We start from the raw sequence: 15,107 nt of genomic DNA on the forward strand, positions 1-15,107 counted from the left end.
CTCTCTCGGGCCGCGCCCGACGGGTGGGCCGGGGGCCGGCACAGGCCCGAACCCGCTTGCGGAAATCGCTTCGAAGCGATTTCCTGCCGCGGTACAGTCAAGGGAGATCGGACATGAAAGTCGCCACCGCCGCCTATCCGATGGACTGGCTGCAAAACTGGGCGCAGTACGAGGACAAGATCGCCGCCTGGGTCGCCGAGGCCGCGGGGCAAGGGGCCGAACTTCTGGTGTTTCCCGAATATGGCGCCATGGAACTCGCGACCCTTGCGGGCGAGGCGGCCGCCGGAGATCTGGAACGCTCGCTTCACGCCGTCTCCGAGCGCATGGAAGAGGCCGGCGCCCTGCACGCGGGGCTTGCCCGCGCCCATGGGGTGCACATCCTCGCGGCGTCCGCGCCGGTCTTCGATCCCGCGCTCGGCGCGCGGCCGGTGAACCGCGCCTGCCTTTTCGCGCCCTCGGGCGCGCAGGGCCATCAGGACAAGCAGATCATGACCCGCTTCGAACGCGACGAGTGGGACGTGGCCCCGGGCGGCTCGCTCAAGCTTTTCGAAACGGCGCTGGGCCGCGTCGGCATCCTGATCTGCTATGACGCGGAATATCCGCTGCTCGCGCGGGCCCTCGTCGAGGCCGGCGCGGAAATCCTGCTGGTCCCGTCCTGCACCGAGAGGCTGGCCGGCTACTGGCGCGTGCGCATCGGTGCCATGGCGCGCGCCCTCGAAGGGCAGTGCGTGAGCGTGATGTCCTCGACCGTGGGCGATGCGCGCTGGTCGCCGGCCGTGGACACCAACGCGGGCGCGGGCGGTGTTTTCGGCCCGCCGGACACCGGATTTCCCGCCACCGGCGTGCTTGCCGCCGGCGCGGTCGATGCGCCCGGCTGGACCTTCGCCGAGATCGACCGCGACCGGATCGCGCAGGTGCGCGCCGACGGGGTGGTGCTCAACGCCACTCACTGGGACGAGCAGGCCCCGCGCATCGGCGCGGTCACGACCTGCGCGCTGCGCTGAATGGTGTCTTGAAAATCCCTCCGAAAGCCCTCATTTACTAGCGCGTTCCGCGACAGGGCGGGACGAAGTTACAGGAGAGATCATGGCCAAGGAAGATACGCTCGAATTTCCCGGTGTCGTGAAGGAGCTCCTGCCGAACGCGACATTCAGGGTCGAGCTTGAAAATGGCCATGAGATCATCGCGCACACGGCAGGAAAGATGCGGAAGAACCGTATCCGCGTCCTCGCGGGCGACCGGGTCCAGGTCGAGATGACCCCCTACGATCTGACCAAGGGTCGGATCAACTATCGCTTCAAGTAAGCGGTTGCGGCTGATTCTGGGCTCCGCCAGCCCCCGTCGGCGTGAACTGCTTGCCCGGCTCGGCGTGACGCCCGACGACATACACCCCCCCGAGATCGACGAAACGCCCTTGCCCGGCGAGCTGCCGCGCGGGTACTGCGTCAGGATCGCCGCCCGCAAGGCGCAAGCGGTGCCCGCGGGCGAAACCGATCTGGTGCTGTGCGCCGATACGACCGTGGCCGTCGGCCGACGCATCCTCGGCAAGCCCGCCGACGAGGCCGAGGCGCGGGCCTTTCTCGAACTTCTCTCGGGTCGGCGGCACAAGGTCGTGACCGCCGTGGCGGTCCGGCGCGGCGAACGCGTCTGGGAGCGCGCGGTGACGACGACGGTCAAGATGAAGCGGCTGGGCGCGGCGGAAATCGCCGCCTATCTCGCCAGCGGCGACTGGCACGGCAAGGCGGGGGGCTACGGCATCCAGGGCATGGCCGAGGCGTTCATCCCGTGGATCCGGGGCTCCTACTCGGGCGTCGTGGGCCTGCCGCTCTCCGAGACGGCGGGGCTTCTGCAGGCGGCGGGATGGCCGCTATGGCGCACGCCGTGAAGGGGCGTATCGTGGCGCTCGGGGCGTGGCGGGGCCGTGAGGCGGCCGCGCTACTGGTGGACGGGGTGCTCGAGGATCTCTTCGTCGACGGCGACACGCCCAGCCCGGGGACGATCTACCGCGCCCTGCCCGACCGGCCGCTCAAGGGGCTTGGCGGGATGTTCGTGCGCACGCCGGACGGCATGGCCTTCCTGCGCCAGGCGAAGGGCGTCGCGCCGGGCAAGCCGCTCATCGTCCAGGTCAGCGGCCATGCCGAGCCGGGCAAGGCGTTTCCAGTCACCACGCGCGTCATGCTCAAAAGCCGTTACGCCATCGCGACGCCCGATGTGCCCGGCGTGAATGTCAGCCGCCGCATTCGTGACGAAACACGCCGCGACGCGCTGATCGGGCTTGCCAAAAGCACTTTCCTGCCGGACGCGGGCGAGGCCGGGGCGTCGCTCGGTCTCGTCCTGCGCTCGTCCTGCGCGGAGGCGGAGGACGACGCGATCGCCGCCGATATCCGCGCGGTCACGGATCTGGCGCGCAAGATCCTGGCCGATACCGGGCCTGCCCCCGAGACGCTCGTGGAGGGCGACGGACCCCACGCGCTTGCCTGGCGCGAATGGACCGAGCCGGCGCAGGTGGAGCGTGGGCCCGACAGCTTCGCCGAGACCGGCGTGCTCGACGCCATCGACGCGCTCGCGGCGCCGGACACCGCCCTCCCCGGCGGGGCGCGCATGACTGTGGAGGCGACGCGCGCGCTGGTCGCCGTCGATGTCGACACGGGCGCGGACGCGTCCGCCGCCGCCGGGCTCAAGGCGAACCTCGCCGCCGCGAAGGCGTTGCCGCGGGCGCTTCGGCTTCGGGGTCTCGGCGGGCAGATCGTCATCGACCCAGCACCGATGCCGCGAAAGGATCGGCCGAAGCTCGACGCCGCGCTGCGCGCCGCATTCCGCCGCGACCCGGTCGACACCGCACTCGTGGGCTGGACCCCGCTCGGTCATGTCGAGCTTCAACGCCAACGCGCGCGGCCGCCCCTGGCTCGCCCGTGACCTGCCCGATCTGCAAGAAACCGACGGACCCCGCCGCCCGGCCCTTCTGCTCGAGGCGCTGCGCCGATATCGACCTCTACCGCTGGCTCTCCGGCCGGTATGCCCTGCCCGGATCGCCCGCCAGCGACGATGCGGACGACCCCGAAGAGGGCGGGATGAGCGGCGGTCGATAATCTGTCGTGAAGCCTCTGGACAGCCGGCGCGACAGCGCCTAGAACGCCGCCACCCCGCATCAACGCCATGCGCCCGTGCCCGGGTAGCTCAGGGGTAGAGCAGTGGATTGAAAATCCTCGTGTCGGTGGTTCGATTCCGCCCCCGGGCACCACTCCCTTCGCCGACCCATCGATACGCCTCGGATTCTTGAGGAAACTGTGCGGGCAGGTCATGGCGTATGACATTTCGGTCCCCTTTTCGTTCACCAAGAGCGGCATCTGCTATTTCGGGCGAAGGGTGCCTCGAGACCTTCGGAAGTACTACTCGACCAGCAAGATCTCTCGTACTCTCTGAGGACGCGTTCATCCGCAGTAGCCGCCTCACGAGCAACCAGGGCCGCACAGCAGCTCGATGAATATTGGTATCACCTTCGCATCCGTGACGTTGACCTTCCGGGAAAGCATCTCTTGCGAATGGCTCAGAACCGGAACGCGGTACCTGCGGGAGGCTTGGTCGCAGCTTCAGACGCGCCTAACGTCGCCTTCGACTTCTTCGTCGAGGCCTACGGCGTGAAATGGGACGCGTTCGCCGAGATGGTCAAAGACCGGGACGCGCTCCTGAGCTTCAACGACTACCCCGCCGAACATTGAAAGCACAACCGCACGTCTAACCCGATCGAGAGCACGTTCGCCACCGTCAGACATGGAACAAAGCGCACCTAGGTCTGCCTCAGCCAAAAAACCGGCCCGGCCATGGCCTTCAGTCTGATGATGTCCGCCCAGGCGAAATGGCGAACGCTCGACGGCCGCAACCGTTTGCCGGAGGTCATCAGCGGGGTTGAGTTCCGAGACGCCGTCCGCCAACTTCAGGCTGCCACTGGATCACGCGTCACCAACTTCTGCGCATATCTCTCCGCATCCAGCGCCAAGTGTAAGTCAGATAGAATTTGGCGAAACGCTCACAAAGAAAAAGAGATGAATGATACGATCCATTCTTTTGATAGCTCTGTTAATGTACCCCTCAGTATCTTTCAGCCAAAGCTTCACCTGTCGCATTGGAACACGACCGGCATGCCTCGACTACGGGGACACTGTCTGCTCCTCCCTCGGCAAGTGTGTTGACGCCGCTGCGGTTTGCTTCGACCGCTATCAGTGTGACTACCAAGGCTTTACTTGCAAGTCGAACGTTACCGAGTGCGTTGACGAATATGACCAACTCTTGCGCACTCACAACGAACTCGTCGACGACTACAATGATCTCCTGAACGACGTGGAGAACCTAAGGAGCGATGTGCAGGATATTGAGTCCTGCGTTACCTGGGCGGACAGCGTTGAAAGTGCCAAGTCATGCTTTTAAACGATCCGACCTGCTCCCCTGATTTTCCTCGTTCAGAAGTTTAGTCCTTTCCGGGTTTGGTCCTTCTCTGACCGGTTGAAGGATTCCCGCGGCATGAGCCCGTCGAGGCTCGTGTGCGGGCGGTGATGGTTGTAGTCGTCGCGCCATGCCGAAGAGGTTCGGCCAGATGATGGCCATGGACCTCTAAGGACGCTCGCACCCTCGGAAATCATCACGATCTTGGGCGGCGTTGCGTCGTCCTCTCACGTGGTTCAATCTAATTTAGGATGGCCACAGACCCGAACACCGATACGGTGCCCCTACTCTGGCGCGTGCTCGTTCTGACCGGAATTGCCCTTGTCGTCGGGAGTGCGGCCTCGCTGGCTGCCGTCGCACTGGTGGAGCTTGTTACGCTGCTGAACACCGGTCTGTTGGTCGCCCCCAAGGCGCGAGTGCAATGGGAAAGCCTGCCGTGGCTGGTGGCCATGACCACGATCCTCGTGCCGACGCTGGGCGGGCTGATCGTGGGGCTGGTGCATCGTCACCTGTCACCTGTCGGGCGGCCCCTGGGTCCACCGGATGTGATCGAGGCCGTGCAGTTCCACAAGCCGCTTCCGGGCCTGCGCAGCGGGTTGATCTCGACCGGGACTGCCGCGCTGTCGCTGGGCGCGGGGGCCTCGGTCGGCCAATACGGACCGATGGTCTATCTCGGCGCGATCTTCGGCGGGTTCGCCCGGCACCTGCGCCTCGGTGTACCCAACCTTGCCAGCATCGCCATCGGTTGCGGCGTCGCAGCGGCGATATCGACCGCGTTCAACGCCCCGATCGCAGGCGTGCTGTTCGCGCATGAGGTCGTCTTGCGCCACTACGCCACCCGCGCCTTCGCGCCGGTGACGGTGGCCTCGGTGACCGGCTACGTTTTCGCGAACGTGATCTTCGAACGGACCGCCTTGTTCAGGATCGAAGCACCCGGCATCGCGCATGGCTACGAATTCGCCCTTGTCGCGGCGCTCGGCATTCTCGTCGCCGCGGGGGCGATCGTCTTCATGCGGCTTCTGCTGGCTGTCGGGCCATCGCTGGCGCGTTGGGTGAAGCGGCCAGAGCTGCGCACCGCACTGGCCGGATTGGCGGTCGGCCTGACGGCGCTGGCCCTGCCGGACGTGCTGGGCATCGGCACCTCTACGCTGCGCTTTGCCACGATCGACGGCGCTTTCGGGCCCGGCGAGGTCGTGGTCTTGATCATTGCCAAGATCGTGCTGACCGCCCTTTGCATCGGGGCGGGCTTTTCCGGGGGGGCCTTCAGCCCCGCGCTTCTGATCGGCAGCCTGATCGGCGTGTTCTTCTGGACCGTGGCGAGCGGGGTCGCCGCCGTGCCCACGTCAGGCGCGGCGATCTATGCCATCAGCGGCATGATGGGTTTCGCCAGTGCCGTGATCGGCGCGCCTCTGACCTGTATCCTGATCGTGTTCGAACTGACCCGGAACTACGATGTGACCATCGCCGCGATGGTTGCGGTCGTGTTCTCCAACCTCGTGTCGCATCGCGCCTTTGGCCGATCCCTGTTCGACGTGCAACTGGCCCGCCGCGGCATCGACTTCTCTCTTGGACGGGATCACGCGCATCTCGCGGCGCTGAGGGTCGTTGATTACCTTCAGTCCGATGCCCTGACCGCCACGGCCGATGACGCGCCGGAGGAGGTAGCGGACCGGTTGCTCGGGCAGGGATGGCGCGAAGCCTTCGTTCTTGACCGAGACGGCAGGCTGCTGGGCGTATTTACGCCCGGTCCGCATGACGATGTCGACCGTGTTGGGTCAGGCATCGTTCCGGCCAGGCTGGTTTTCCACGACACGACCGATTTGGCCGAGGCAATGGAGCGCCTGCGCGGTTTCGTCGGTGACGCGGTGCCGGTCGTCTCGGAGACGGACGGCAAATTCCTGGGCGCGGTTACCGAGGCGGATCTCGTAGCGGCCTGGTTGGACGAGGCGGCCCGGCTGAGGAGGGAAGAGAATGCGTCTGTCTGATCTCTGTCTTGCCTGGGCGCTTTGCGCCACGCCGGTCGCCGCAGGGGATCTGACGATCGTCTCCTGGGGCGGGGCCTACGAGGCCGCGCAAAGACAAGCCATCATCGACCCGTTCGAAGCGGAAACCGGCCTGGAGATTGACGTGACCGTCTATGATGGGAGCTGGGCCGCCCTGGCCGAGCGCGGACCTGCGGAGGGCTGGGATCTGATCGACATGCTGGCCGACCAGGCCCGGGTCGCCTGCGCACGCGGCCTGTTGCTGAGGCTTGATCCGGGTGCGCTCTTCTCGTCCGAGGCGCTGGCGGATTTCACCCCGGTCCAGCCGGATCGCTGTTCCGTGCCGCAAAACGCCTATGCCCGGGTCATGGCCTTCGACGACCGCGCCTTTGCCGGGATCAAGCCGACCCGTATCGAGGATTTCTTCGACACCGCCCGCTTTCCCGGCCCACGCGCCATTCAGCGCAGTCCGGATGGCATTCTGGAATGGGCGCTGCTGGCCGAGGGCGTGCCCCCCGAGCAGGTCTACGGCCTTCTGAGCACCGATCGCGGGCTGCGGCTGGCGTTCCGCAAGCTCGATACAATCCGGGACGACATCGTCTGGTGGGACGACCCGGCCGAACCCGCCGAGATGCTGCGCGATGGCCGGGCGGTCATGGCGGCCGGTTTCAACGGCCGGTTCTTCGACGTGGCACAAAACGGCCGGGTGCCCATCGACATCGTCTGGGATGGCCGCATAATCGGCATCGAGGTCTGGGCGATTGCCGCTGCGACCGATGCGCTCGATGCCGCCCGTGACTTCATCATCCATGCCACCGAGGCGGCCAGCATGGCGCGCTTCGCCGCCCGTATCCCCTATGGCCCGACCCGCCGGTCCGCCTTCGACCGGATCGGTCTCAACCCGGATACGGGCGTGCCAATGCGCGCCTACCTGCCGAACGCTCCTCAGCATGGGGGCCGGGCGCTCGTTCAGGACAGCAGTTGGTACGCGAACACCGAAGAACAGCGCCAGCGTCGGTTTCACGCGTGGCTTGACGCGGCAGAGTGACCCGTTCGGGTTTGCCTATCGGTCCAGGGCGGCATCGAGGCATCCTGTCGTTCGACTGAGTTGCCTTCTTCCAGGCCTCCGATTTCGGCCTCTGCGGCCATGTCGCGGCGGCTTCCTGTGCGGTGCCGTCGTCTGCGCATGACGGACATTCGCAACGTCGGTCTCAGAGGTGTCATGCGGCAACACGGCACCCAAGTCGCCAGTTCGAACAAGTTGCCGCAGACGGCGGCCCATTACCGCCCTTGGCCGAGGTGCCTTCGCGCCGCGCTGCGGCCCGTCGAACCGGAGATTCGCTGCGTCTGCTAGGCGTGGGTGAGACCGGTCGTCTGGGCGGTCTTTCCAGGCAGCGCGCCGGGCGCGGAGGCCTCACATTTCGCAAGCTTCCGGCGCGCTTCGCGCGGCGTCTGCTTTCCTGGAGAACCATCCCGCCAGCTTCCGCCGGTTGCAGATGCTCGCGTGGCAGTGGGCGTCCACGATCGCCCGGAGCTTTTCGGTCAGGCCAAGATCCGCTCGGTCGAGCTTCTGCCGTGAGATCCCTCCAGCCGCCCTGTGACCCCACGCCTTCTTTCGGCACCTCGCGCCGGCTCCACGCAGTCAGCCGACGTCACCGCCCAAGACACCGCCCGATCAACGAGCGCCCGATGGAAGCTTGGTCGATCGCGCGACGTGACGCCCACAGCGAACTCCGGACGCCGGCTTCGAGCCACATTTTGGCGCCGCTGCGGCGGCCGCGTCGGGCGGGAGCGCGCCGCTCGTCGCCGGAGCGGCTCCTTGAGCCGCCCTTACGCCGTCCTTGCGGCGTGTCACGCGGAAAGCCAGACGCGGTCGAGGTGCTGCTCGAAGGCCTGGTGCATCTCGTAGCCCTCGACCCCGTCCGTGTGGGAGCGGAAGATCGAGCGCCAGTAGGGCTGGATGATGACGCCGGACTCGCGCAGCATGGTTTCGAGGTCTTCCATCAGCACGCGCCGGGCGTCGGCGTCGGGCGTCGCCAGCGCCTCGTCGAGCCTGGCGTCGAACTCGGGGTTCGAGTGACCCGTCTCGTTCCAGGGAACACCGGACTTGTAGGCGAGGGCGTAGATCTGCACGCCGAGGGGGCGACCGTTCCAGTCGGTCGCCGAGAAGGGATACTTCGTCCAGTCGTTCCAGAAGGAGGCGCCGGGGATCACGGTGCGCCTCACCGAAAGCCCGGAGTCGCGCAGTTGCGCGGCCACCGCGTCGGCCGTGACCTTGCGCCAGTCGCCCTCGATCGAGATCAGCTCGAACTCGGTGTCGAGATGCCCGGCCTCCTCGAGCATGGCGCGCGCCTGCGCTCGGTCCACCACGGCCGGCCCGATATCGGCATATTCAGGGTGCATCGGCCCGACATGGTGGTTCTCGGCCACCTCCCCCGTCCCGTCGATTCCGATGGCGAGCACCGGCGCCGGCGCCACCGACATCTGAAGGGCGCGGCGCACCCGCACGTCGTCGTAGGGCGGCTGGTTGACGTTCATCCGAAGAACGATCGTCGAGCCGGTGGCGATGCCCGAGGTGGTCACACCCATGTCCTCGAGCACCGGGATCATGTCGGCCTGCGTTTCATAGGTCGCATGCACCTCGCCGGCGTCGATGGCGGCGGCGGCGGTCGCCGGGTCCACGCCGTGGTCGATCCACTCGACGCCGTCGAGCCAGAACTCGCCGCCCCACCAGGGCGACTCCTTGCGGCGCACCTCGGCGCGGCCGCCGATTTCCCAGGCGACGAGCTCGCAAGGGCCGGTGGTGATCGAAAGCGCCTCGAAGGGATCGGTGGAGCCCGCGTAGCTCCGGTGCAGCACGATGCCGGGATAATCCGCGAGGCCCGGGATGAGGGTGATGTCGGGCTGCGGCAGGGTCACCCGCACGGTGAGGTCGTCCACCCGCTCCAGCGTGCCCTCGCGCAGTTGCTGCGTCTCCGCGTCGATCAGGCTGGAGAGGCGCGAGGCCATGGAGTTTCCGTCCACCGTCGCGTCGCACCAGCGCGTGAGGTTGTGGATCACGTCGTCGGCGTTGAGCGTGTCCCCGTTCGACCAGCGCACGCCGGGCCGGATGTTGAGGAGATAGGTGCGCGCGTCGTCGCTCACCTCCCAGCTTTCCAGGAGCCAGGGCTCGAACGTGAAGTCCCGGTTCCAGCGCACGAGGTGCTCGTTGCACTGCCGCGCGATGTTGGCGATGTGCACCCAGTCGATCTGCCGCGGCTCCTTGAAAGCCTTCACGGCCATCGAGATGCGCAGAACGCCGCCCTTTCGAGGCGTGCCCTCCTGTGCGGCGGCCGGCCCCGGCAGACCGCCCAGCGCCAGCGCGCCCGCCGCGCTCACGCCGAGGCCCGCCATGGTCGCGAGGTATTCGCGCCGCGTGACGCGGCCCGCGCGAAAGGCGCGCGCGGTCGGCTCGGCCAGCGGGTGCAGATGCCGGTCGGTCAGCATGTAACGGGTCATGGTGCTCTCCTCCCTGGTGCTGTGTCTCAGGCGGCGTCAGAGCCGTCGCGCCGCGGCAATCCAGCCGGGCCGGCGCTCGCGTCTGCGGGGGCGAAAAGGTCGAAGTCGCGGCGCAGACGCGTCTCGGCACCGGGATCGGCGTTCGGCCCGGCGACGCGGAAAGTCTCGCCAGTCACCGGGCTGCGGTCAAGGACGGGCCGCCGCGCGAGTGTTTCGGGCGGGGCCACCCCGGCCAGACGCGCGAAATGGAGCGCCATGACATGGGCCTGATGTCCGCCGCCCGGCACGCCGGTCGCCGAGAGCGGGCGCAGGGCGGCGCGGAGCTTCGTGGCGTCCGGCATCGCGATCGCGCCGCCCCAGGCGTAGGCCACGAAGCGGGCCTGCTGCTCCAGCGCGACCATGTAGGGGCCGAACTGCGGCCAGAGCCCGAGGAAGGCGAGGCCGGGCAGATCGGGATGCAGTGTGAACTCGGCGAGCTCCATGTCGGTGGGTGAGAGCCGGACAGTCCGCGCGATCTCGTCCGAGAGGAACGGAAGCGACAGGCGGAAGCCCGTCGCCATCAGGATGCCGTCCGCCTCGACATGCCCACCGTCTGCAAAGATGACGCGCCGGCCCTCGACCCGCGCGATCCAGGGATGCACGGCGATGCGGTCCTCGGCGACGAGGTCGAGGTAGTATGGGCAGCCCGTCACGCCCGCCTTCTCCACGTCCGGGTCTGCGGGCGGACAACCGTATGCGGCCGGATTCCCGCCGATCTCCTTGATGAAGCGGTCCCGGTCGGCGGCGAGGCGGTCGGGGGGCGCCGTCTCCGCCGCGCGCGCGGCGCGAAGTGTTAGGCCAAGATATTCGATCGGCACGCCGGCCACGATCTTGGGGATCACGTAGCGCTGGCGGCGCTGGGCGACGTGGACACCCGCCGCGCCCGCCATGGCGAGATCGGAAGCGATCTCCACCGCCGAGGTGGCGCCGCCCGCGATCACCACGCGCTTGCCGCGCCAGGCTTCCGGGCCTTGATAGTCGAAGCTGTGACGCACGCCGAGCGTGCCGGAGAAGCTTTCGAGCCCAGGCATCTCAGGCGCCCAGGGCCGGTTGAAGCGCCCCGTGGCGACGACCGCGCGCGGGAAGCTCTCGGCATGCTCGCCCTGCCCGTCGCGCCATGTCAGCCGCCAGCCCGCGCCGCCGCGCGCGAGCCCGGTCACCTCGGCGCCGAAGCGCGCGTCGTCCAGCAGCCCGAAGCGCTCCGCCACGGTCTGCAGCATCGCCAACACCTCGCCGTTGCGCGGAAAGAGGGCCGTGCCTGCCGGATAGTCGGCGTCGGAGAGTTTCGTGACCATCCGCGCCGTGTTGGTCCGCATTCCGGGCCAGACGCCGCTCTTGGGGTTCTCCCGGTTCCACTGACCGCCCGGCGCGTCATGCGCCTCGAACAGCACCGGCGCGAAGCCCTGACCCTTCAGATACCGCGCCGCCGCGATACCCGCCGGACCGGCGCCGATGACTGCAACCCTTTCGCTCATGCCTCTTCTCCCACCGCCGCGCCGCGCCCGGAGGCGGCGCGCCTGGGCCGGGCCTCGGCCCCGAAGCTCATGAGCGGCGGCCCGAGCGCGGCCTCGTCGATGCGCAGGCCGAGCCCGGGGCGATCGTCCACGACGATCCGCCCGCCCTCCACGCGCGCACTGCCCTCGCCGAGCGAGGCGTCGAAGTAGTCGCCGTAGTGGCTCGCGTTCAGAAGATGCCGCGGCGCGGTCGAAATGGCCAGATGCGCGACCGCCGAACTCGTGATCTCGCTGCCGAAGACGCATTCGATGTTCATCACCATGCCCAGCCGCTCGCACAGATCCCGCACCAGCCGCGCACCCGTCAGCCCGCCGAACTTCGACAGCTTGATGCTGACGATATCGGCGGTCTGATCCTCCTGCGCCTTGAGCAGCGAGCGCAGATCGTCGATCGACTCGTCGAGCTTCATCGGCAGGTTCGTGTGCAGCCGCACCGAGCGGTTGGTCTCGTAGCGCGCGCAGGGCTCCTCGAGGATGAAGTCGCGCTCGCCGGTCCCGCGCAGGATCAGCATCGCCTCGTGAAAGGTCCATGCGCCGTTCGCGTCCACGCAGAGCACCTCGTCTTCGCCGAGCGCGTCGGCGACCGCCGAGATCCTCGCGATGTCGGCTTTCACCCCGCAGCCTGCCTTGAGCTGGAAGTGACGGAAGCCCCGCGCCCGGTGCGCCTCCAGCGTGGCGACTGCCTCTTCGGGCGCGCCGAAGGCGATGGCCCGGTGGGCCGGCACCGACTCCGCCCGCCGCCCGCCGAGCAGGCGGTGCACCGGCTGCCCCGTGGCCTGACCGAGCAGGTCCCAGCAAGCCATGTCGATCGGCGCCTTGGCGTAGTCGTGGCCACTGACCGCTTTCGACATGGCGGTGTTCACGACTCCGATTTCCCGCGGATCGAGCCCCATGATCTTCGGCCCCAGCAACGCGAGGCAGGCGCGCGCGGCCTCCGGATTCTGCGGGATGTAGAAGGCGCCGGCCGGGCAGACCTCGCCATAGCCGCGCAGCCCGCAATCGGTTTCGAGGCAGATCACGGTGCTGTCGGCGCCGTCCATCTCGCGCTCGCCGGAGAAGGTATACCGGCCGAGCCGGAACGGCAGCGCCACCGAATGGATCGTCATGCGCGCGATCTTCATGCCGCCCCCGCCTGCGCGGCGCTCGTGTCGAACACCACGTCAAAGAGTGCGTCCTCGCGGGGAACGATGCCGAGGCCCGCGCCCTCCGGCGGGGCCATGCGGCCCGCCTCGATGCGGGCGCCGCCCTCGACCGTCCGGCGCGAGACGAGCGTGTTCCACTCGAGGCACGGCCGGCGCAGCTTGGCCGGCGTCGCCTGCGCCAGATGCGCCATCGCCGCGTTGGAGATGTCGCTGCCGCCGATGTCCTCGATCCCCATCTCCATGCCGACCTCGGCACAGACGTCGCGCATCCGTCGCGCCCGCGTCAGCCCGCCGACCTTGGCGATCTTGAAGTTGACCGCGTCTGCCGCGTCCTCGGCGAGCGCGCGCAGGAGCGCGTGCATCCCGTCGATCACCTCGTCCAGCATGATCGGAATGTCCGTGCGCCGGCGCAGCGCGCGGCAAGCCTCGTAGTCGTGGCAGGGCTGCTCCAGCAGGAAATCCAGGTCGCGCGCCGCGCGCACCACGCGCAGCGCCTCCTGCAGCGTCCAGCCGCGGTTGGCGTCGGCCGACATCGACTCCCCGCACTCCAGCGCCGCGTCAACCGCGCGCAGCGCCTCGATGTCGCGGTCGGGATCGCCCGAGAGCTTGAGCTTGAAACGCGTGTAGCCCTGCCGGCGGTAGGCGGCGACCATGGCAAGCATCGTCTCGGTGTCGGGGCCGTGGACGATGCCGTGGATCTCCGGCACGCCCTCGAAGCGCCCGCCGAGCACCTCGTGGAGCGGCCGGCCCTGCCACTTCCCCAGAATGTCCAGGCACGCCATGTCCACCGCCGACTTGACATAGGCGTGTCCTGCGAGCGTCACGTCCATGAGCCGGGCGAGCACGTCCGTCCGCCGCGGGTCCTGCCCGAGAAGCACGGGCGCAAGCTCGGCGAGCCCGGCGCGAACGCCGCCGGCGAACCCTGGCGTCACGTTCGAGCCGAAGGGGCAGCTCTCGCCCCAGCCGGTCACGCCCTCGTCCGTGTCCACCCGAAGGATCGTGCTGTGGATCGCGTGATAGAGCCGCCCGCCCGAGATCCGGTAGCCCTCGCCTCGGATCGGCAGTTCCACCGCATGGGCGGTGAGCCGGGTGATACGCATGAGGCTCCTCCCAAAGTCCTCCTCGTTCGGACGGTAGGGGCGGTTTCACGATCTTGTAAAACGCAAACTTTGATATGAAGAATGCAGAAAACCTGCATCCTTTCGGGGGGCGTCACCCATGACCCAACTCGCCCACATCTCCGCCTTCCTGGAAGCCGCGCATACGGGCAGTTTCATCCGCGCGGCGGAGCGCCTGCATGTCAGCCATTCCGCCATGAGCGCTCGCATCCGCGCGCTGGAAGACGAGATGCAGGCGCGCCTCTTTCACCGCGGTCGTCACGGTGTGCGCCTGACCGAGGCGGGCGAGGCGCTGGTTCCCCTCGCCGAGACGGCGCTGCGCGCGTGGCGTCAGGGAAAGACGACGGTCCAGTCGGTGTCGGCCGGTGCACGTCCGATCCGCGCCGGGATGCAGCAGGATCTCTGGGAGTTCTTCGCGCCTGCATCCTACGCGCAGCTGCGCGCGGCCGATCCGCCGGTGCAGCTGCGCCTCATGTCGGACTATTCCGACACGCTCTGCGCCCGGATCGAGGAGGGACTCATGGATCTCGCGCTGGTCTTCGAGCCCTCGCACGAGCGCGGCGTGAGGCTGGAGCGCATCGCGTCCCTGCCGCTACGCATGGTTGCGGACCGTCCCGCGGCCTGGAACGGCACGTTGCCCGCCGACTACGTCTACGTGAACTGGGGCGCGCGCTTCAACGCGTGGCACCTGCGCGAGGTCGGGGACTTCGCCGTTTCTTCCCTCGTCGTCGGCGTGAGCGGCATCGCCCGGTCGACGCTCCGGCAGTTCGGCGGCTGCGCTTTTCTTCCTCTACCCGGCGCCGCCTCCCTGATCGAGCGCGCAGAACTCCATCTGATTGCCGAAGCGCCCCAGTTCTCCGTGGATGTCTTCGTTGCGACGACGCCGGGTGAGCCCGATGCGAGACTCGGCCCCCTCCTCGACGCGATCAGGATTGCCGCGAGGGAGATGGAGGCCAGCGCGGACGAAAGGCGACGCGGTGATGCCTCCTGAAGAGGCGGTCCCGTCCGGACGGCCACGACACGAAAGGCTTACGCACGCGCGCACCAACCGAGGCACCGGGCGCAACAGGTGCCGGGAACCGGTCATGCTTCCAAGCTTGGCGCGAGCACGCTCCCGGCCTGGTCCATCAAAGCGCTCCGGGGCCGAGGGCCGCTTCCTACGCCGAGGCAACTGCCCAGCCAAGCCCAAGAAGACCTCACGCCACGGCCGTCCGACATGGCCCGGGACCACGTCTCCAGGTGAGGATGCAGCCCCTCCCACAGCCCGACGGGATCGTGACAGCGTCTTGTGTGACAGGAGATCCGCCGAACCGGTAACCCGGCGTTTCTTCAAGCGGGGCAGCGCGACACATGCCGAGCGCGACAGCGCGCGGC

At 68.1% G+C, this 15,107-nt stretch carries 12 protein-coding genes, 1 tRNA gene and 2 pseudogenes; 10 read left to right on the forward strand and 5 right to left on the reverse strand.

What is annotated here, in order from left to right; genetic code table 11:
• The first annotated feature begins 113 nt into the window (after positions 1–113).
• The 7 genes and pseudogenes from AB6A66_RS02155 to AB6A66_RS02185 all read left to right on the forward strand — a co-directional run.
• Positions 114–1,004: a carbon-nitrogen hydrolase family protein gene (locus AB6A66_RS02155; RefSeq protein ID WP_371054601.1), complete on the forward strand. Its 891-nt coding sequence runs from the start codon at positions 114–116 to the stop codon at positions 1,002–1,004.
• Between the two features lie 82 nt (positions 1,005–1,086).
• Entirely contained in the window at positions 1,087–1,305 is a 219-nt protein-coding gene (gene infA / locus AB6A66_RS02160; protein ID WP_005620785.1) for a translation initiation factor IF-1, read from the forward strand.
• Between the two features lie 4 nt (positions 1,306–1,309).
• Positions 1,310–1,885: a nucleoside triphosphate pyrophosphatase gene (locus tag AB6A66_RS02165; protein ID WP_371037964.1), complete on the forward strand. Its 576-nt coding sequence runs from the start codon at positions 1,310–1,312 to the stop codon at positions 1,883–1,885.
• Entirely contained in the window at positions 1,882–2,916 is a 1,035-nt protein-coding gene (locus tag AB6A66_RS02170) for a ribonuclease E/G (protein ID WP_371054663.1), read from the forward strand. Before AB6A66_RS02165 ends, AB6A66_RS02170 begins: the two co-directional genes overlap by 4 nt.
• On the forward strand, positions 2,913–3,089 hold the full coding sequence (locus tag AB6A66_RS02175) for a DNA gyrase inhibitor YacG (protein WP_371054602.1): 177 nt from the start codon (positions 2,913–2,915) through the stop codon (positions 3,087–3,089). The genes AB6A66_RS02170 and AB6A66_RS02175 overlap by 4 nt, the downstream gene beginning before the upstream one ends.
• A gap of 77 nt (positions 3,090–3,166) precedes the next feature.
• Positions 3,167–3,241: transfer RNA gene (locus tag AB6A66_RS02180), tRNA-Phe, on the forward strand.
• 361 nt (positions 3,242–3,602) lie between these two features.
• Positions 3,603–3,944: pseudogene (locus AB6A66_RS02185) on the forward strand (IS256 family transposase); the annotation flags it as partial.
• A 513-nt stretch (positions 3,945–4,457) separates the two neighbouring features.
• Here the strand turns inward: AB6A66_RS02185 and AB6A66_RS02190 are convergent.
• Positions 4,458–4,586, reverse strand: a pseudogene (locus tag AB6A66_RS02190) (integrase core domain-containing protein); the annotation flags it as partial.
• Between the two features lie 105 nt (positions 4,587–4,691).
• On the opposite strand from AB6A66_RS02190, the gene AB6A66_RS02195 reads away from it, so the two are divergent.
• Together AB6A66_RS02195 and AB6A66_RS02200 are read left to right on the forward strand one after the other, a co-directional pair.
• On the forward strand, positions 4,692–6,425 hold the full coding sequence (locus AB6A66_RS02195; protein ID WP_371054603.1) for a chloride channel protein: 1,734 nt from the start codon (positions 4,692–4,694) through the stop codon (positions 6,423–6,425).
• The gene (locus AB6A66_RS02200) at positions 6,412–7,470 is read left to right on the forward strand and encodes an extracellular solute-binding protein (RefSeq protein ID WP_371054604.1); all 1,059 of its coding nucleotides are present in this window, start codon (positions 6,412–6,414) and stop codon (positions 7,468–7,470) included. The genes AB6A66_RS02195 and AB6A66_RS02200 overlap by 14 nt, the downstream gene beginning before the upstream one ends.
• An 803-nt stretch (positions 7,471–8,273) precedes the next feature.
• Here AB6A66_RS02200 and AB6A66_RS02205 read toward each other — a convergent pair.
• From AB6A66_RS02205 to AB6A66_RS02220, 4 genes are read right to left on the reverse strand one after another with little or no spacing between them, the layout of a single operon-like run.
• Entirely contained in the window at positions 8,274–9,920 is a 1,647-nt protein-coding gene (locus tag AB6A66_RS02205; RefSeq protein ID WP_371054605.1) for an ABC transporter substrate-binding protein, read from the reverse strand.
• A gap of 26 nt (positions 9,921–9,946) precedes the next feature.
• Complete coding sequence (locus AB6A66_RS02210) at positions 9,947–11,434, reverse strand: flavin-containing monooxygenase (protein WP_371054606.1); 1,488 nt, start codon at positions 11,432–11,434, stop codon at positions 9,947–9,949.
• Positions 11,431–12,594 carry a mandelate racemase/muconate lactonizing enzyme family protein gene (locus tag AB6A66_RS02215; protein WP_371054607.1) on the reverse strand — a complete coding sequence of 388 codons (1,164 nt, stop codon included), beginning with the start codon at positions 12,592–12,594 and terminating at the stop codon, positions 11,431–11,433. Before AB6A66_RS02215 ends, AB6A66_RS02210 begins: the two co-directional genes overlap by 4 nt.
• Entirely contained in the window at positions 12,591–13,715 is a 1,125-nt protein-coding gene (locus AB6A66_RS02220; RefSeq protein ID WP_371054608.1) for a mandelate racemase/muconate lactonizing enzyme family protein, read from the reverse strand. Before AB6A66_RS02220 ends, AB6A66_RS02215 begins: the two co-directional genes overlap by 4 nt.
• Before the next feature lie 118 nt (positions 13,716–13,833).
• Here AB6A66_RS02220 and AB6A66_RS02225 point away from each other — a divergent pair, with 118 nt between their 5' ends.
• Positions 13,834–14,724, forward strand: coding sequence for a LysR family transcriptional regulator (locus AB6A66_RS02225; protein WP_371054609.1), 891 nt, complete (start codon positions 13,834–13,836; stop codon positions 14,722–14,724).
• Positions 14,725–15,107 lie beyond the last annotated feature (383 nt).

The sequence above is a fragment of the Rhodosalinus sp. K401 genome (assembly GCF_041365735.1).
In the GTDB taxonomy this organism is placed as follows: Bacteria; Pseudomonadota; Alphaproteobacteria; order Rhodobacterales; family Rhodobacteraceae; genus Rhodosalinus.